This is a genomic window from Erwinia endophytica, from assembly GCF_009295515.1.
GTDB lineage: Bacteria > Pseudomonadota > Gammaproteobacteria > Enterobacterales > Enterobacteriaceae > Erwinia > Erwinia endophytica.
Genome location: NZ_RQVV01000019.1, coordinates 1 through 15210, shown reverse-complemented (window position 1 = coordinate 15210; position 15210 = coordinate 1). Strand labels below are relative to the sequence as shown.

General features: G+C 51.4%; 16 protein-coding genes and 4 pseudogenes. 7 read left to right on the top strand and 13 right to left on the bottom strand.

What is annotated here, in order from left to right; genetic code table 11:
- The first annotated feature begins 325 nt into the window (after window positions 1-325).
- Together EH228_RS06320 and EH228_RS06315 are read left to right on the top strand one after the other, a co-directional pair.
- Window positions 326-1078 carry an EF-hand domain-containing protein gene (locus EH228_RS06320; RefSeq protein ID WP_152320825.1) on the top strand — a complete coding sequence of 251 codons (753 nt, stop codon included), beginning with the start codon at window positions 326-328 and terminating at the stop codon, window positions 1076-1078.
- Between the two features lie 182 nt (window positions 1079-1260).
- Window positions 1261-1575, top strand: coding sequence for a lysozyme family protein (locus EH228_RS06315; RefSeq protein ID WP_240116240.1), 315 nt, complete (start codon window positions 1261-1263; stop codon window positions 1573-1575).
- Here the strand turns inward: EH228_RS06315 and EH228_RS06310 are convergent.
- Together EH228_RS06310 and EH228_RS20460 are read right to left on the bottom strand one after the other, a co-directional pair.
- A complete protein-coding gene (locus tag EH228_RS06310) occupies window positions 1572-1997 on the bottom strand; it encodes a hypothetical protein (RefSeq protein WP_152320823.1) in 426 nt (141 codons plus the stop codon). The two genes, EH228_RS06315 and EH228_RS06310, sit on opposite strands and share 4 nt — an antisense overlap.
- 706 nt (window positions 1998-2703) lie before the next feature.
- On the bottom strand, window positions 2704-3123 hold the full coding sequence (locus EH228_RS20460) for a FitA-like ribbon-helix-helix domain-containing protein (RefSeq protein WP_240116239.1): 420 nt from the start codon (window positions 3121-3123) through the stop codon (window positions 2704-2706).
- A 256-nt stretch (window positions 3124-3379) separates the two neighbouring features.
- Here EH228_RS20460 and EH228_RS06290 point away from each other — a divergent pair, with 256 nt between their 5' ends.
- From EH228_RS06290 to EH228_RS06280, 3 genes and pseudogenes are all read left to right on the top strand, one after another.
- Complete coding sequence (locus tag EH228_RS06290) at window positions 3380-3820, top strand: antitoxin PaaA2 family protein (protein ID WP_152320822.1); 441 nt, start codon at window positions 3380-3382, stop codon at window positions 3818-3820.
- Window positions 3820-4101 carry a type II toxin-antitoxin system RelE/ParE family toxin gene (locus EH228_RS06285; RefSeq protein ID WP_152320821.1) on the top strand — a complete coding sequence of 94 codons (282 nt, stop codon included), beginning with the start codon at window positions 3820-3822 and terminating at the stop codon, window positions 4099-4101. The genes EH228_RS06290 and EH228_RS06285 overlap by 1 nt, the downstream gene beginning before the upstream one ends.
- A 32-nt stretch (window positions 4102-4133) precedes the next feature.
- A pseudogene (locus tag EH228_RS06280) lies at window positions 4134-4247 on the top strand (DDE-type integrase/transposase/recombinase); the annotation flags it as partial.
- An 82-nt stretch (window positions 4248-4329) separates the two neighbouring features.
- Here EH228_RS06280 and EH228_RS06275 read toward each other — a convergent pair.
- The 4 genes and pseudogenes from EH228_RS06275 to tap all read right to left on the bottom strand — a co-directional run bounded on the left by EH228_RS06275 (window position 4330) and on the right by tap (window position 7309).
- Window positions 4330-4641, bottom strand: a complete 312-nt coding sequence (locus EH228_RS06275; protein WP_152320820.1) for a hypothetical protein — start codon at window positions 4639-4641, stop codon at window positions 4330-4332.
- A gap of 113 nt (window positions 4642-4754) precedes the next feature.
- Window positions 4755-5091 (bottom strand): annotated as a pseudogene (locus EH228_RS20455) (integrase core domain-containing protein); the annotation flags it as partial.
- A 1095-nt stretch (window positions 5092-6186) separates the two neighbouring features.
- Complete coding sequence (locus EH228_RS06265; protein WP_152320818.1) at window positions 6187-7239, bottom strand: Replication protein; 1053 nt, start codon at window positions 7237-7239, stop codon at window positions 6187-6189.
- A complete protein-coding gene (gene tap / locus EH228_RS06260) occupies window positions 7232-7309 on the bottom strand; it encodes a RepA leader peptide Tap (RefSeq protein ID WP_152320826.1) in 78 nt (25 codons plus the stop codon). Before tap ends, EH228_RS06265 begins: the two co-directional genes overlap by 8 nt.
- Window positions 7310-7390: 81 nt before the next feature.
- Here tap and EH228_RS20805 point away from each other — a divergent pair.
- Window positions 7391-7502 (top strand): annotated as a pseudogene (locus tag EH228_RS20805) (replication protein RepA).
- A 52-nt stretch (window positions 7503-7554) separates the two neighbouring features.
- Here EH228_RS20805 and repA read toward each other — a convergent pair.
- The 7 genes from repA to EH228_RS20155 all read right to left on the bottom strand — a co-directional run bounded on the left by repA (window position 7555) and on the right by EH228_RS20155 (window position 14842).
- Window positions 7555-7788 carry a replication regulatory protein RepA gene (gene repA, locus EH228_RS06250; protein WP_152320817.1) on the bottom strand — a complete coding sequence of 78 codons (234 nt, stop codon included), beginning with the start codon at window positions 7786-7788 and terminating at the stop codon, window positions 7555-7557.
- 153 nt (window positions 7789-7941) lie between these two features.
- Window positions 7942-8487 carry a phospholipase D family nuclease gene (locus EH228_RS06245; protein ID WP_152320816.1) on the bottom strand — a complete coding sequence of 182 codons (546 nt, stop codon included), beginning with the start codon at window positions 8485-8487 and terminating at the stop codon, window positions 7942-7944.
- Between the two features lie 34 nt (window positions 8488-8521).
- Window positions 8522-8704, bottom strand: a complete 183-nt coding sequence (locus EH228_RS06240; RefSeq protein WP_152320815.1) for a hypothetical protein — start codon at window positions 8702-8704, stop codon at window positions 8522-8524.
- A 193-nt stretch (window positions 8705-8897) separates the two neighbouring features.
- Window positions 8898-9407 (bottom strand): hypothetical protein, encoded by a 510-nt coding sequence (locus EH228_RS06235; RefSeq protein ID WP_152320814.1) that lies wholly within the window; start codon window positions 9405-9407, stop codon window positions 8898-8900.
- Between the two features lie 6 nt (window positions 9408-9413).
- Window positions 9414-11627 carry a conjugative transfer relaxase/helicase TraI domain-containing protein gene (locus EH228_RS20450; RefSeq protein WP_275065354.1) on the bottom strand — a complete coding sequence of 738 codons (2214 nt, stop codon included), beginning with the start codon at window positions 11625-11627 and terminating at the stop codon, window positions 9414-9416.
- A 15-nt stretch (window positions 11628-11642) separates the two neighbouring features.
- Window positions 11643-14618 (bottom strand): MobF family relaxase, encoded by a 2976-nt coding sequence (mobF, locus tag EH228_RS20445; protein WP_240116238.1) that lies wholly within the window; start codon window positions 14616-14618, stop codon window positions 11643-11645.
- 11 nt (window positions 14619-14629) lie between these two features.
- A complete protein-coding gene (locus EH228_RS20155) occupies window positions 14630-14842 on the bottom strand; it encodes a hypothetical protein (protein ID WP_193323284.1) in 213 nt (70 codons plus the stop codon).
- Window positions 14843-14892: 50 nt separating this feature from the next.
- Between EH228_RS20155 and EH228_RS06215 the strand changes: the two are divergent.
- Window positions 14893-15156: pseudogene (locus EH228_RS06215) on the top strand (IS66 family transposase); the annotation flags it as partial.
- Between the last annotated feature and the right edge of the window lie 54 nt (window positions 15157-15210).

The window sequence follows — 15210 nt, the reverse complement described above, 5'->3', positions numbered from 1 at the left end:
GAGGCCGATGACTGCATAAAGGTCAGACAGAATAAGTGCCTGAATAATCTGGTTGGGGTCAGTTTGGATATCGAAAATTATTGTACTATAAGGGCTTCCCCGGCATGTCAACGCCGGTGTTTACGGTTTCTTATCTGCGCTTCAGTAAAAATAAAGGGGAGAGACTGCGGTACTATAAACGGCCATGATGAATCGTTATCGATTCGGGCCCTGATGAAAGACGCGCGTGAGGCTCTTGTTCGTTAAACGGATACGTATATCCTGTACAATATTCAGATATACCTCACGGGGCCTAACCCTTTATCATCAACGAGTTGCAGGTAAGATGGTTATTCTTTTTCGTGCGATGGCGGCGGCAGATGTGGAGAGAGCGAACCAGTTCGACCTCGAAAAACGGGGGTTTATACCACTGGAGCAGGAGGATGCGCCGCAAAGCATTTTCCAGACGCCGAAAGAGAGCTGGCTGCGCCAGGTATACGGGCAGCTGGAAGCACTGGCCCGGAGTGAAACGCGGGATATGTATTCCTCTGGCTACACCGAGCAGTACCAGAAGCTGCTGAAACAGATGGATCTGAACCAGGATGGCGTGATTGATGCCGGCGAACTGTGGCGGTTTCTGCATAACACACAGCCGCATATCCGGTATCAGGTGCAGCGCTTAGTGGTGAAGCATCACAGCGAATGGCTGAAAGATGGCATGTCGGCCCTGTGGCAGGCTGCACTGGATGAACAGGCGAAGAAATACCCGGACATGGCGCTGTATAACCGTGACTTCATCAATAAACTGGTGTGGATGAAGGATGTGCCGGAGATCCGCAGCGGTGAAGCACTGTGGCACATGCACCCGATTGTGTTTCTTGATGCTATTGCAACCAGTTGTGGGCGTATCACGTTAGCAATGCTCAGAATGATCTGGACGAGTTCCGCTATTGTTAGTGATGAATTGTTGCAACAAGTAGCCGATGAGCTGAATGCTAATCTAGAGTTATGTAATCTGAATACAGAAAAAAGGCTTTATCATTTTAGGCTCAGGTTTATCAGGAGACCGGGCCTAAATTTTCTATTACCGAAAGTTTAAACTATGCATCAACTGCATTACCTGTATTCTTTTCCTATTACCGTCGTCATCCTGAGGAACAAGCTCTGGACGGGAGAACAAATACGCACTCAGCCAATCAAATTAATATAGCTAATAAAGCGTATGGCTCTAGGAATGGAAATAATATGCCAGGAGATGGGTGGCTTTATAGAGGTAGGGGGATGAAACAGCTAACGGGAAGAAGGAACTACAAACGCTTTACAGATTACAGTATGTCTAAGTGGCATGAGGATATTGATTTTGTGGATAACCCTGATCTGGTAGCTAATAATATAAAATATGCAGTAAGGTCAGCATTGTTCTTCTGGGATGACGGTAAAATGTACCTTAAAGCTGATGGGGGCTACTCACTCAATGCTTCGCTTGATGTTACGAATATCATCAATAATGGCCTATCTATGGATGAGAAAAAATTAAGGTTCAATAACTTGGAAGATTTCCTTAAGAAGAATATCTTCCACGGGGTTTTTGTTTAGTTATAAATGCTAACAATCGACCCCACCTCACTACCTTTTATGCACTGAAGGGTAGTGAGGTCGTTATTGTTTTTGGCTACTGTTAATGATGTTAATGGGTCTTGCTGGTCAGCTATTCTATCAACGCTGGTTGTTAGTTTATAACTATAGATTCCATTTTTTATTTTAATTGAGTTAGTGGCGTATCGGCCTGATAAGTTTTCTAGATCTGTTTCTATTTCTTCTATTTTTTTATGTAGCTGCAAATCTGGTTTTGAGTTTGTTTTGCCAAATGAGTAAATTATGTTGTTGGATTTTTTATATAGACTAACTTGCTTGCTGTTTTTAAAAGTGCATTTAAAAATTAAATCATTGGCATGTGCATTAAAAGTTAATGCTATTAATGCTAACGGAATGAAAAATTTGAGTTTTTTTATCTGCATAATATCTCCTTAACTTCTAGCAAAATGATCCATGATCTTCTTGAGATCCTTTCAGTCTGCGAGTAATCTCCTTGCTTGTAAACGAAAAAACCACCTGGGGAGGTGGTTTGATCGAAGGTTAAGTCAGTTGGGGAACTGCTTAACCGGGTAACTGGCTTGGTGGAGCGCAGATACCAAAACTGTCCTTTCAGTGTAGCCGCAGTCAGGCCACTACTTCAAGAACTCTTATATCTAAATCCACCTTGTTCAGTTACCAATGGCTACCGCCACTGGCGATTCGTTGTGCCTTTCAGGGTTGGACTCAAGTGATTAGTTACCTGAACGGGCGCGGTAGTCGGACTAAACGGGGAGTTCGTGCATATAGTCCAGCTTGGAGCGAACCACCTAACAGGAACCCAGTTGCACGGGTAGGAATGAGAAAACGCCACCACAGAGTAATGGAACGGCGGATTGCAACGGGTAAAGGGGTCTGATGCTCAGTCGAACGAAAACTCACGCTAGGCGAGAAAGGTCGTCTGAAAAATCGATTAGTGGGCACTGGTGTCGGTTAAATGCATTTCCAATTAAAAAGACACCGTTTTTGGCGCATTTTCACTGTCCATAATATTTTGATTTATCGGACAAAATAGGCTTAACGTGTGAAACCGTTCCGTTGAGCGTCAAACCCCTTATAGTACGTTTTCGTACGGTTGGGCTTCAGACCCCTCTATCTACGCTTTGAGGCTAACACTTCATCGGCTTCTAATTGTTCTCTGTGTAGGTAATCACCTGCAACTGGAGGCGGAGTCACCAGTTTCGGACGACCTGTTTCAATATCACGGACAGTAACCAACCCAACAATATCCCCTTCATGAGTCAGCGCCCATGCCGCCAATTGATAAACGGTACTCTTGGTTGAACAGCCCTCGACATTATCATGACGAAAATACCAGTCCGTTGACGGCATTATCTGCTTGTAGCGTTCCTGTGGCTCATTGTCTGGTTTGTTAGCCGTAGGCTTATCCTCCAGTGCTTCCTTTAAAATCAACCTTGCTTGCCCTTCTATAGAGCGCTCTGACATTGCCGCTATTTCTTCAAGGCGGCTATAAAGGTCATCGGGAAAATTTCGGACTTGTATTTTTGCCATGATATAGACTCATTTTGAACTCTAAATGAGTCATACATTATCTGATGCAGGGTGCAAAGTGAACACCAAAGGTGAGATATTTATCAGTTACAACATCAGCCAAAGAGTCGTCTGCTAACCCCCAAAAATCGGTGCGGGCAATGTGCGGTTATGGTAAATAAAATTCGCATTTTTTTGTTGATTGTTGTGCAATCTATAATTAATTACCATACTGCATTTTATAATTTGCAATGCAACATCATCAGAAGGATGTTTTATGGCAACAGAAACTATCGATCACACCACGCTGCACCGTCTGGTTGAGGCCGGTGTTGTCCGTGCGGCCCACGTTGTGGGTACGTCCGGAGGCTGGGCACTGACAGTGAAGTTCGGGTTAAATGAACGACCGCTGGCCGCGCAGCGCAGTCGTCAGATCCGGTTATTCAAAAAGCTGGAAACGCTGGTTAGTTACCTGAAAGACGTCGGGATCGCGCAGTTTGACGTTGATGCTTCCAATTACAGTCCGGAGAGTCAGAACCGTACCCCCAGACCGGACAGGTCGGCGGCGCTTAAACGGGCACATGAAGCCGTGGCATACGATGCGTGGTTCCGGGAACAGGTTCAGGCATCCATTGACGATCCACGCCCGGCCGTGTCTGATGAGGAAGCCAGACAGCGCTTTGCTGCCCGAAAGAATGCCCTGCGTAAGGGGGCGTGATGCGTCTGGAATGGAAACCAATGGCCTTAACGGACAGGGAAAATATCATGGACTATATCAGCCAGGATAACCCGCAGGCAGCAATAGACCTGGATGATGAGTTTGAAACGGCGGCAGAGCGGGCCTGTGGCAATCCTGACATGTACAAACCGGGTCGGATCAAAGGCACCCGGGAAGTTGTGGTCAGACCTCATTACATTCTGGTCTACCAGACTGAAGAGGGTGTTCTGACGGTTTTACGTGTTCTTCATGCTGCCCGACAATGGCCGCCAGCTACCTGACGGAAATTTCGGCGGTTGCGGCGTAGAACCCCTACATCAGGGTCAGGGGCCAGTGGAAATACCTGTACCGTGCGGTCGATACTGAAGCTCAGACCATCGACTTTTTGTTGACGGCTAAACGGGATGCCGCAGCAGCCCTGCGTTACAGTTTTACCTGATGACTGTATAAAAAACAGTCAACACAACTTTTGGCAACCATCTTCCATTAATGCGACAGAACCCAAATTACTACAAAGGGGATACAGCTTGAACATTGTGCTGGAAGACGTAAGGATCAGATAGCAGCTCAAATTGCTCGTCGTCTGGATAGGTGACTGCAATCTGGTACTGTTCGCCTGCAAATGCTTTCACTGCCTCAAGATCTTTCCAGTAAGTTGCCAGGAAGAAATGTTCCCATTCACCCTGTGTCTCTCTGCGTACATATGCTCCCAGATTTCCTGGTGTCCCCTCTGAATGTTCAACACCGGTCTTTTGCAGATGGCTTGCAAAGCCTTCTGCATACTTAAACGGTACGCATCCGTGCCATGTTCTGACAATCATGTGTCTATCCTCATGTTGTGGAAGGGTTTAACCATAACATGGGATGGAAGGAGGTGGGATTCGTGATCCGGGGACTACGGTAAGTGTCAAGGTAGTTGGCACCCCTGGTTAATTTAAGCTGCCTGTTTTTCCCGTTCCGGGTTCAGCGTTACCTCCGCTTTCCACTGCCAGTTTCTCGTTCCCCGCGACCAGCGCTCCGGGTGGCGTACGGTACAGCGTATCTCACTGGCTCAGTAGCGTACGGTCTTCACCCTTATGCCGCTGCTCCGGCGTTACGTACCCGATACCGCTGTGCCGATGCTCTGCGTTATACCAGCGGATAAATTTATCCACCCACTCCCGCGCCTCATCCAGCGTTTTAAAGCCCGACGACGGCCACTGCGGCACATATTTCAACGTCCGGAACAGTGATTCAACGTACGCATTGTCATTGCTCACCCGCGACCTGCTGTGCTACGGCGCAGGGAAACTTTTTCATTGCTGTAATTAAGTCCGGCCTGGCAGGGCCTGGGATGGGCAGGAGAAGGGGTCTGATGCTCAGTCGAACGAATACTCACGCTAGGCGAGAAAGGTCGTCTGAAAAATCGATTAATGGACACTGGTGTCGGTTAAATGCCATTTTCCGATTAAAAAGACACCGTTTTTGGCTGTCCATAATGTTTTGATTTATCGGAAAAAATAGGCTTAACGTGTGAAACCGTTCCGTTGAGCGTCAAACCCCTATACCGTCTTTTCGGGGCGTTTTTTCCAAACTGACCCATATCCGCAGTGACTGGTTTTTAGATGCCGCAAAGCGGCATGAAGGCGCCAGATGTACTTTAAAAATTGCGCTGGAGGTCAGTGGCGCCGTGACCCGGCGAAGCCGGTTTCGCGTTAATAGATATCACCTGTCGATCCCCTTGCCCTGTTAAGCCAGACCCGCCTTTAGCGATGAAGAAGTGTATGTACGCTGTCGGAGTGGTCACGGCAAGGCTTTGCCGCAGCCGGGGCGTATCTCCGCGTTAGCGGCCCGTATGGGCCGTTTACGTGCGTGTATTTCGTTCCTGTCGCGATTTTGTCTGAGATAATTACTGGAATTCAGGTATGGGTATTTTTCTGAATATTCCGCGTTCTGGTTTATGCCCCGGACAAGTCCGGGGAGCTACTTCAGACAGGGTTAAGGTGGGAACTTTGTTGCTGATGGAACAGTTGCTCCGAGCGTAGCGAGGAGAGCTACTCCTGATGCCATGCCGAAGGCTGGCTCATGAGTAATCCTCTTTAGGAGGCATGTTTTGTTCAGGATTAACGTTCGAAATTAGCACTGTTGTGGTCACACACTTCGAAATTAAACACTGTCCCGGTTGTTGTCGCGGCACATGTTCGAAATTAACTGATTTATTTGTACCCGGTTTCCCTCCGGGCTGCCCGGCGACGTCATCACAGATAGTTATTCTGGCATCAGAAGGTGGACTGGGAGCGAGCGCCAGCCTGCCGGTTGCGGAATTTCCTGCGCCACGCCAGCACAAAAACCGCGAAGGACGCGGTAAATTAAAGAAGAGGAGATTATTAGAGGGTGATGCCGGCGCTCTCCAGCAGCAGGCGGTAATACTTCTCAGGGTCTGTACTGTGGAGCAGCGGGTACAAAGCCTTCAGGTCGTTCTCAGACTTCATCTGCGCAATTCTCGTTATCTGGCCACTGGCCGTATAGCGCCGCCAGGCGCTTTCATAACGGCGCTCACTCCTGGCCGGACGCAGCTGTCGCAGTTTGCGCGCCTGTTCGTCCAGTACCGCGCCCAGATCATCTTCCAGCCGGGCTTTTTCAGCACGCAGTTCCGGGCTGACCACCCAGCGTTTTATCTGTTTTAACCGGTTTTTAAGGGAGTGGTGACGGTCAATACTGATACCCAGCCGGGCCATTTTCAGCACATGCCGTTCGTACTTTTCGCGCATGGACTCGGCAACGCCGCTGGCCACTGCCCACTGACGGTACTTGTGCAGCCAGGCTCTCACATTCTCCAGGGTCATGCCGCGCGAGGTGAAACATTTTTCGGTCAGGAAAATTCGCATGGGTTTGTTCTGCCCGCTGTCTGAATCCCGGTCACGGTGAACCACAACATAATCCAGCTGTTCAAGAACACGCAGGGCATTCAGCAGAATGTCATAAGCCTTGCGACCACTTTCATAGACGTGCAATACCCCCATCCTCCTTGCGATTTCTTCGACCGGCAGCATCACTTCAAACATGTATTCGCTGTCAGGGTTGTAATCACAGTTTGCCGCCAGCACCAGTGACAACGCCGTCAGTGCTTCACGGCTCTCGGAGCGGGGTGTGATGCGCATTGGTTTTGGCCGGAAATTTGCGTCAAACATGCGGGTGTACGGCGTGTAGCCTTTCTGACGCAGGGCAATCAGATCCTGATTACGACACCAGTCATGGCCACGAAAACAGGCCACCACTTTCGCAGCCATGCCGCGAGGTGTTTTACCGTTAAAAACCGGAACGTGATTTCGGTGTGTTTTGGACAGTCCTTTCCTGAGACGGTTGGACTCACCACGCCGTGAGGAGCGGTATACACCGGTGACACCTGTCTGCTGCAGGGAAACAACCTGGTCAGTCACGCCTTCCTGCGCTTATGTTGCACGGAAGGAGCAAATGGCGCAGAAACGGGTATTGCAGTTTTCTGAGCATAAAACTATACTCCCTGCATAGAGCAACAGCTTCTATACAGTTTAGTAAGCCCCGTTAATCTTCTCCTCGTCGCCAAACTAGATGAAGATTATCGGGGTTTTTGCTTTTCTGGTTCCGGGTAGACACCTCATCAGAACCAGTCCCTGCCACTTTGCGGCGTGGCCAGCCAAAAAACTCTTTAAACGATCAGTAATCTAGCACTGCGTGCCTGCTCAAGCAAGAATGTCAGCCCATAACACCAGTAATCAGACTTTATCAATTAAACGGCTAAATAATTCTGCCTGACTCAGTCCGCTCTCAGCGCACATTTTCTGAAACTTGCTCTTGAGCTCACTAGGCACAAGGATCTTAATTTCTTTGTGCGTTGCACGCTTTCGGGCCATAAAACTTTGTTGCCGCTCTGAAGCACTCAACGGATGACCTCTACGGTACTCACGCTTCTCTTTCGATGAGGAAACTGCATTTCCGATCTGCGACATCTCTGCCCCCTCAAGGATCAAACAGGGATCGTTTCGCAGAGGATACTACATATTTTTTAAATCAGCGACTTAAGTTTAAACGAAAGTGTGAACCGCGTTGGCGCACGGCTCACCTAAGAAGATGCTGATTACCAGTCGGGGACAATATTCAGATCAGTAGGACGACGACCAGTCCGTACCTCCATCCCAGCGGGACTGCCAGTGCGTCAGGTATGTCTGGGCCAGTTCAGGCATATTACGGATAATCAGTACGTTCTCAGAATTCCTGTGGGCAGCCGACCGGGTGTAATTGAAAGATCCTGCTTCGATCGTCCGATCGTCCACAATAATCACTTTGTCGTGCATAATGGCGAATTGTCTGTTCGTCCTCAGTGGAATGCCGGCGTTCACAACGACGTTCATCGCCGCCTGACTGGCCTTGCTCCGGTTACCTTTCTCATCGAGCACGATTTTCACGTCCACACCGCGCTGATGTGTGGCAACCAGGGCCTTTACCACTTCAGGCGAAGTAAACGAATAGCCCATCATACGAATACTCTTTTTTGCAGAACCGATGGTATCCAGAACCAGCTGCATCGCACTGCCCTCGGGAGAAAAACCAGCCTGAACGGAGGGTGTTGCCGTTGCGGGCTGTATGCTGCACAGCGACAGGCACACCAGTCCGGACACGGCCAGCTGGCGACATGAAAAATAGTGCATGGAATAACCTCATAATACTGCCGGTGAACGGTGCTTAATCAGAAACGCCAGAGACGGGGTAAAACTCGATTTTTTTCGGCTTCGGGGTTGGACAACGACGCCAGGCGGAGGCGTCAGGCCATTGTGGTTTTACGTTAGTCGTGACCTGCTCCGGTACTGCGGAGAGCTGGATCTGGGGGGCCTTATTCGCACACACGGCGATTTTCCTTTTTTTCATATTATTTCCTTTTATTTCATTGAAGTAACAGCAATGTCAGTTCAAAGAATACTGACCAGACAGTGCCCTGCAGATGAATGACATACGCTGTCGTAAACCAGCGCCCGGCCTGCATCCGCCGTCGACGGACAGTATTATCAGACCGCTGAACAACAGCGGTCATAACCGTTTCTGCATGGCATTTCTTTTTACATTAGTCGCGAGTGGTCAGCACCAGGTTAATCAGACTGGTATCAGAGAGCGCGTTTTTCAGAAGAAACCAGCCCATCGCAAATGAAACAATATTGATGAGTGGAAATATCCAAAGCGACGTCTCGCCCATCGCTGCTCCGACCGTTGGAGGAAATATCAGTCCCAGCCCGGCAATACCGGCCAGCAACAGCTTAAATGCGCTCCCCCGCACAAAACGGGAACCATCCCAGTGAACCAGTCCCGGATGAATAAGCAGGGTCACCGGCATCATGTCCGGTCTTTCGAGCATTCCCAGGATCTGCGCTGATTGCGTTGCTGAAAGGTTATGCCGTGTCGCAAAGTTGCTGACAGCGTTCCGGATGAGGGAATTCAGGGCATGAGACTCGTCCGGTGCTGAACCATCCCGGTTCCAGCGGCGCAGAACCGGTGCGTTGTCCTGCAGCTCCGGAAGCCAGAGCAGCAACATGTACACAAAAATGGCCACGGTGGCCGGAGCCAGTAAGGTCATCATCAGGTATCACTCCAGGGTTTTCTGTCGATTGAGAGGAACGTCCGGTTCAGATTCCGGACGATCATGGCGCATAATGTTCACTTCTTCATTCATACGTTCAGGGATTTTCTGCGCATCTTCTGGCTCCCGGTCGTAATCCATCTGCAGGTTTTCTTCCTGCGTCAGTTGGTGGGCGACCTTCTTAAGTTGTTCCTCTTCCGGCGTCAGTTCAGCATCAGGTTCGTCGGCCACTTCCGGCTGCAGCATCGTGTCCTGTTGCTCTTTCAGCGCATCTTCTACAGCTTTCTGCAGTTCAGCGTCACTCCGGATGATTTCTTCACCAGCTGTGGTGGTGTCATCCTGTGAACCCACATTTTCCGTATGCAACACCACCGGACTGCGTGGATTTTCTTCCATCAGACGGATGGCTTCTTCCGCTGTGGATGCCTCAAGCACGCTGGTACGAACATCACCTTTCTGCAGCACAATACGGGTGCCGTCAGCAGCGCCTTTGTAGTGCGCATTGTCCATATCCAGCGTACCGGTTGATGGCGATACCGGTACATGCCAGTTACCCCGGTGTTTGCCATGTTCATTTATCACCGGCCATATCACCGCTGGTGATTTTCCGGAGAGGAATCTGGCATCTGCCATCAGGTCTTTGTCTGTACGCAGGGCCAGGCGGGTTTCTGCCACCGGCAGGCTGGCGTCCCACGACCTGACTTCGCGGTCAGCACGAATATCCTCTCCACGCAGAACCACGTCATGCACGGTCTGGCGTTTACCGCTGTTGCGTTCGACCAGCCCCACCCATTTATCCAGGTTTCCGGCGTACACCTGCACATGCTCTTTTGCCCTCGACAGTGCCACATAAGTGTTGTCCAGCGTTGCCATCATCTCACTCGGCCCCTCCGATCCCACCATTGTAATGACATACGGAACGGAGGCTCCCTGGGCACTGTATGTTGTGACGGCGTAGCCGTAGTCCAGATGCTGGTCAGCGAGTGATTCCCGTGGGTTGAGGGTCAGCGTGCGTTCGCCGGTATCAAGGGTGATGAGACCGTCCCGCGTGACGCCAGTGACGGTGGCCATATCGCTGGCCTGGATACCCCGCTCACGGTCGGTGGCAGTCAGGCGGATTTTCTCTCCGGTACTGATTTCAATATGACTGGACTTAAATACTGCCACACTCGCCCTGCGCAGCTCCGGTGGCGTGAACCAGCGGTCATCTGCCCCCTCAAGCCCGTGCAACCGGATAATACCGCTGAACTGGTCGGACTCCCCCACCTCAAAATATGCGTCGCCCATCCGCACGGTATTGCCAAAATTCGCCTCCCAGAAAGACTTGCGCCCGAGGTCGGCATTGCTGTTTCCCACCCGAACCAGCTGATTAACCTGTACCGTGTCACCCAGAGTTTCACTGTTTCTCAGCCTGTCATGAACCATCTGGTTCAGCGCCTGCCGGTCACTGTTCAGCGGGGTCACTATCAGTGTGTTGTTACGCGCCTCTGGCGTCCTGCCGGTGAAGTCGTCCGCCACGAGCGAGTAAATGTCCCCCGCCGGCATAAAAACCTTATTATCTGGCTGGCCCACCTCTGATCCCGCCATCCGGGCGGTCTTTTCTGCTTCTGCCGCTTTATGTAGTGCCATAACGTCAACCATACTGTTATCAGGCACAAAGGCGCCATCCAGCCTGGGGACGATCCCCGGATCTACCTGCTCCGCCACAGAAACAGCTTCCTTCACATTACCGGCTATGATGGCCTCAATAGCCGGTTTCAGCGCTGGAGTCTGGCGGACAATTTCTTTCATCACCGCCACATCAGCAGCGCTACGCTCCAGTGTCAGCGAAAAGGGGGCGCCCGATTCCAGCGATTTAAGCTGATCACGGTCCCCGCTCAGCACCGCCCTGCCACCGCCATCCGTGATGACAGTCAGCAGTGATGCCATTTGTGCATTGCCGTTCATTGAAGACTCATCGATAACAAACAGCGTGTTGCTGTAATCACGGGCCTCACCGGATTCCTGCCACTGGCTGTTCTCACTGAGAAAGCTGGCGATGGTCTGTGCCGGGATACCTGCAGCGGTCAGTTCGCTGACCGCCCGGTGTGTGGGTGCCAGACCGGCAATAACCGGTGGACTTTCCAGTGCGCTGAGTGCGGCGGCCACCGTGCGGAACTGAGTGGTCTTTCCTACCCCGGCATATCCCTGAATGGCGGTGATACGATCCCGTGAAGTCAGGATAAGGTTAGCGGCCTAGCGCTGTCCGTCTGTCAGTGGACTCGCCTGTTCGTCCGTGAGGCCACCGGCCGCCAGCGGTACCACCGCATTTTTTCCTTCGGCAACATGACGCAGGATAGTCAGCTCATTGCTGAAGTTCTCGCGTGAGATGAACAGCCCGGCAGCTCCCTGCACGGCACTGAGCGGGATTATCTCTCCCCGATGTTGCAACAGTTGCAGATACATTGCTGTATCCTGGGTCGTCATGGCTCTCTCATCAGCGATGTCTGCCATTACCTGTGCAGCACTGAATGTCACACTGGTTCCCATGACCTTCTCAACGGCCAGACTGACCAGACGTTCCCCTTTCGACATCTTCCGCGCGTTCAGAGTCCGCAACGCGTCAGACAGGTCATCCTGGCCGCTCAGAGATTTCACGCCCTGAGTGACGGTAACCGATGGACGGTTCTCTTCCAGACGTTTTGTTATGGTCTGCTCATCAAACGGTGTGAATGCAGTGACACTGTCACCGCTGCGTTTCAGCATATTGACTGTCGTGTCGTTCACATCCTTTCCGGCCATCACTGCAATCACGCTGCCGTTTGTTCGCCGTGAAGCTCCGAACGATTCCGTGTACCCGTACCCGACATACAACGGGGCATCCAGATTCACCAGCAGCTTCTTTCCGTCACGGTTTTCCATAATCAGGCGGTCTTTAAACAGCCATCGCCCTGTTTTCATGCCGGTTACTGTCAGAATTTCCCCGCTTCCCGCTTTCGGATGGATCTCTGCGGAGGTACACAGCTGTTCACCCTCCCGCACCTCCAGTTTTTTTTCCCGGAACAGTCGCCAGTGGCTGTCGATATCGCTGATTTTCACCCCTGTCGTCTGGCCCTTCGCATCGGACAAAGTGAGCAGGTTGTGTTTTTCGCTGACGCCGGTGATGGTGAAATCATCATGTTGCCCCTGTCCGGTATGGTGCTCCAGAACCATACCTTCCCGGTATTTTCTGCGGTCATTGCGGTTTGTCGCATCCAGCCAGACCGGCTCACGCACGGTCACTTCCGTCAGTGCGGGGCCAAGCACGCCTTCTTCTGTCAGCACTTCACGGATCTTACTGGTCAGTTGTTCACGGGTTTTTGCGTTACCAGCCTGCGCAATGACGGACTTTCCTGCGACTGTTTCCTGTGCGTAATAACGGGCTGCCACGTGAATACGATCAGTGACGGTGTCCTTTTGCACCAGTGTGACAGCGACCGTGTCACTGGCGGAGGTGGCCGTGAAACTTTTTACTCCTGCAGCCTTAAGTACTTCTGTGGCAAAACCGGTGGTACGGCGGGCATGAGTGTCAGCCACCACGGTGGTCGCACCCTGCATACCTGCTGTTTTCAAAACGTCATGCATGGTTGTAGTACTGAAACGCTCGGCTTCGCTGACCAGCACCAGTGCTTTCTCCGGCAACGATGTCTCCGCCAGCTGACCAGGGGTGGTCAGGATAACGTGGCGGTCATCACCAAATAATGTCTTCTGCCGTTTCAGACTACTGCCGTCGGCCGCGACCACCACCAGTGGCCGGTTATTTTTTTCCGCTAACTGCAACACTGATGTACTGAACTGCTGCAGATAAGCCTGTCCCCCCCGGATATCTATCAGGCTGACTGCCCGGTTTGCATCCGCCACCTGTGCCATCACGCCCCGTTCACCTGATGGAGCCTGTAACGCGCCATTTTTTTCAGACAGCCCGGCAGCTACCTGCGCGAGACGCTGCTCGTCCCTGATATGTGCAGCAGAGGTGAAAAGGGTTTGATTTTTGTCGACTGCAAACATTGCTCCACGGGAAATGGCATCGTCAACCGCCATCCTGACATTTAAAAATACGCCATCCTCCATTGGCACGTGCGTCAGTACACTGGTGAGCACACTGTCGTAGGTGAAACGGACATTTTTTGCCGACAGGCGGGCAATAGCGTCAGTGACTGCGGCTTCCAGTTCCGTGCGTTCTGATCCTCTGGACGCCAATCCATTCGTCTCTTTGGCCGGGCCGGGAGTCCTGTTCTGAAATGTGCCACCCGGCACCTTCTCTGGACCTTCTCCTTTTTCCATCTGCAGATGCACGCGGTTGGTCGCCAGCGTTTCCCTGAAGGCTGCAACGTCGAAACCGGCTTCTTCCAGCGTTTCCTTCCAGTGCTCCCTGACTGACTCCATTTCGCTGAATTCTTTTTTTTTCCGTGAGTCCAGTGCCGCCACACTTTTAGCTTTCGCACTGGCATTTTCCCCCACCGCATCCAGAATTTCCTGACGGCGTGATGAGAATTCCTTAACCGGGACACCTTCTATATCCCATTCCCCACGCTCGCCGGTCGTGACGACCGGATACCCGGCGGCTTCAAGATCTTCACGAAGAAATCCCCGGTAAAGCGTGCCAATACTGACCTGCTGAGCCCAGATCTGGTCGGTGAAGCCCTGTTTGTTTTTTATGTCGGAAGAAAGTGTTTTCCACCCGCCTTCCGCCAGCGTGACATTGGCCAGCACCGCATGCGTATGTAACTGGGGATCGAGGTTACGACTGGTATCATGCATGAAACGGGCAATCAGCAGATTGCCGGTCTGTTCCATCACTGACACGCCGTCCTGCATGGTGCGGGTGGTGGCAAGCTTCTCTACTTCATCCAGCGTTTTTTCAACCGCCCGGTTGTGAGCTTCCACCAGGAAGCTGTCACCGGTGACCAGCGCAAGCACCGACACACTTTTTGGTGCCGAAAAGGTCAGGTCATAACCGGGACGGTGTTTATTGACACCATTTTCCATGCGGGACAGATCGGTACCGTCAGGAAGTTTCCCTTCCAGCACAGAAACAAACATATCCCTGTCAACCGGACCTTCCAGTCCAAGTGACTCAGCACCGGTGCCATACCATCCTGTCGAGGCTTCCCCCAGAAAATAGTAGTTATCTTCGGCTGTGTAATAACCACCGGCATTTGCGGCATTTTTTACTGTAGAGACTGACAGCACAGAATTCTCCCTTAAAGTTTAACGCCAAAATCTTCATCACTGCTTCTGTACCTGACGTCCTGCACACTCTCCATCTGCTGCACCGGGGCAGACTGTCCGGCTGTTGGAGGTGGTATTTCAGTGGCTGGATTGCTGTCTGGAGTACTGATTTCCGGCTGTCCGACCTCGCGTCCTTCCGGCTCATCGCTGGCGGTGGGCTGTGTCTTTGTGGGGTTCTGTCGCATTAAGGTACAGTCAGGTAATATGCTGTTTTTTTTTGTAATGTTTCCTGACTATGTCTTTGATCCGAAAATCTTTCCGACGCCTGCATTATCCCGTCGATATCATTGCTCAGTGTGTACGCTGGTATCTCGCTTATGCCCTGAGCCTGCGTAATATCGAGGAAATGATGGCTGAGCGCGGAGTTGTCGTTGACCACGCCACGCTTCATCGCTGGGTCATCCGTCTGGTGCCGTTACTGGATAAAGCATTTCGTCGGCATAAGCGCCCCGTGGGGCGCCGCTGGAGAATGGATGAAACCTACATCAAAGTCAGAGGTGGGGCGGCCCCGAGAAACACCAGACAGTAGATGTATCTTAAAATAAAAGATAGG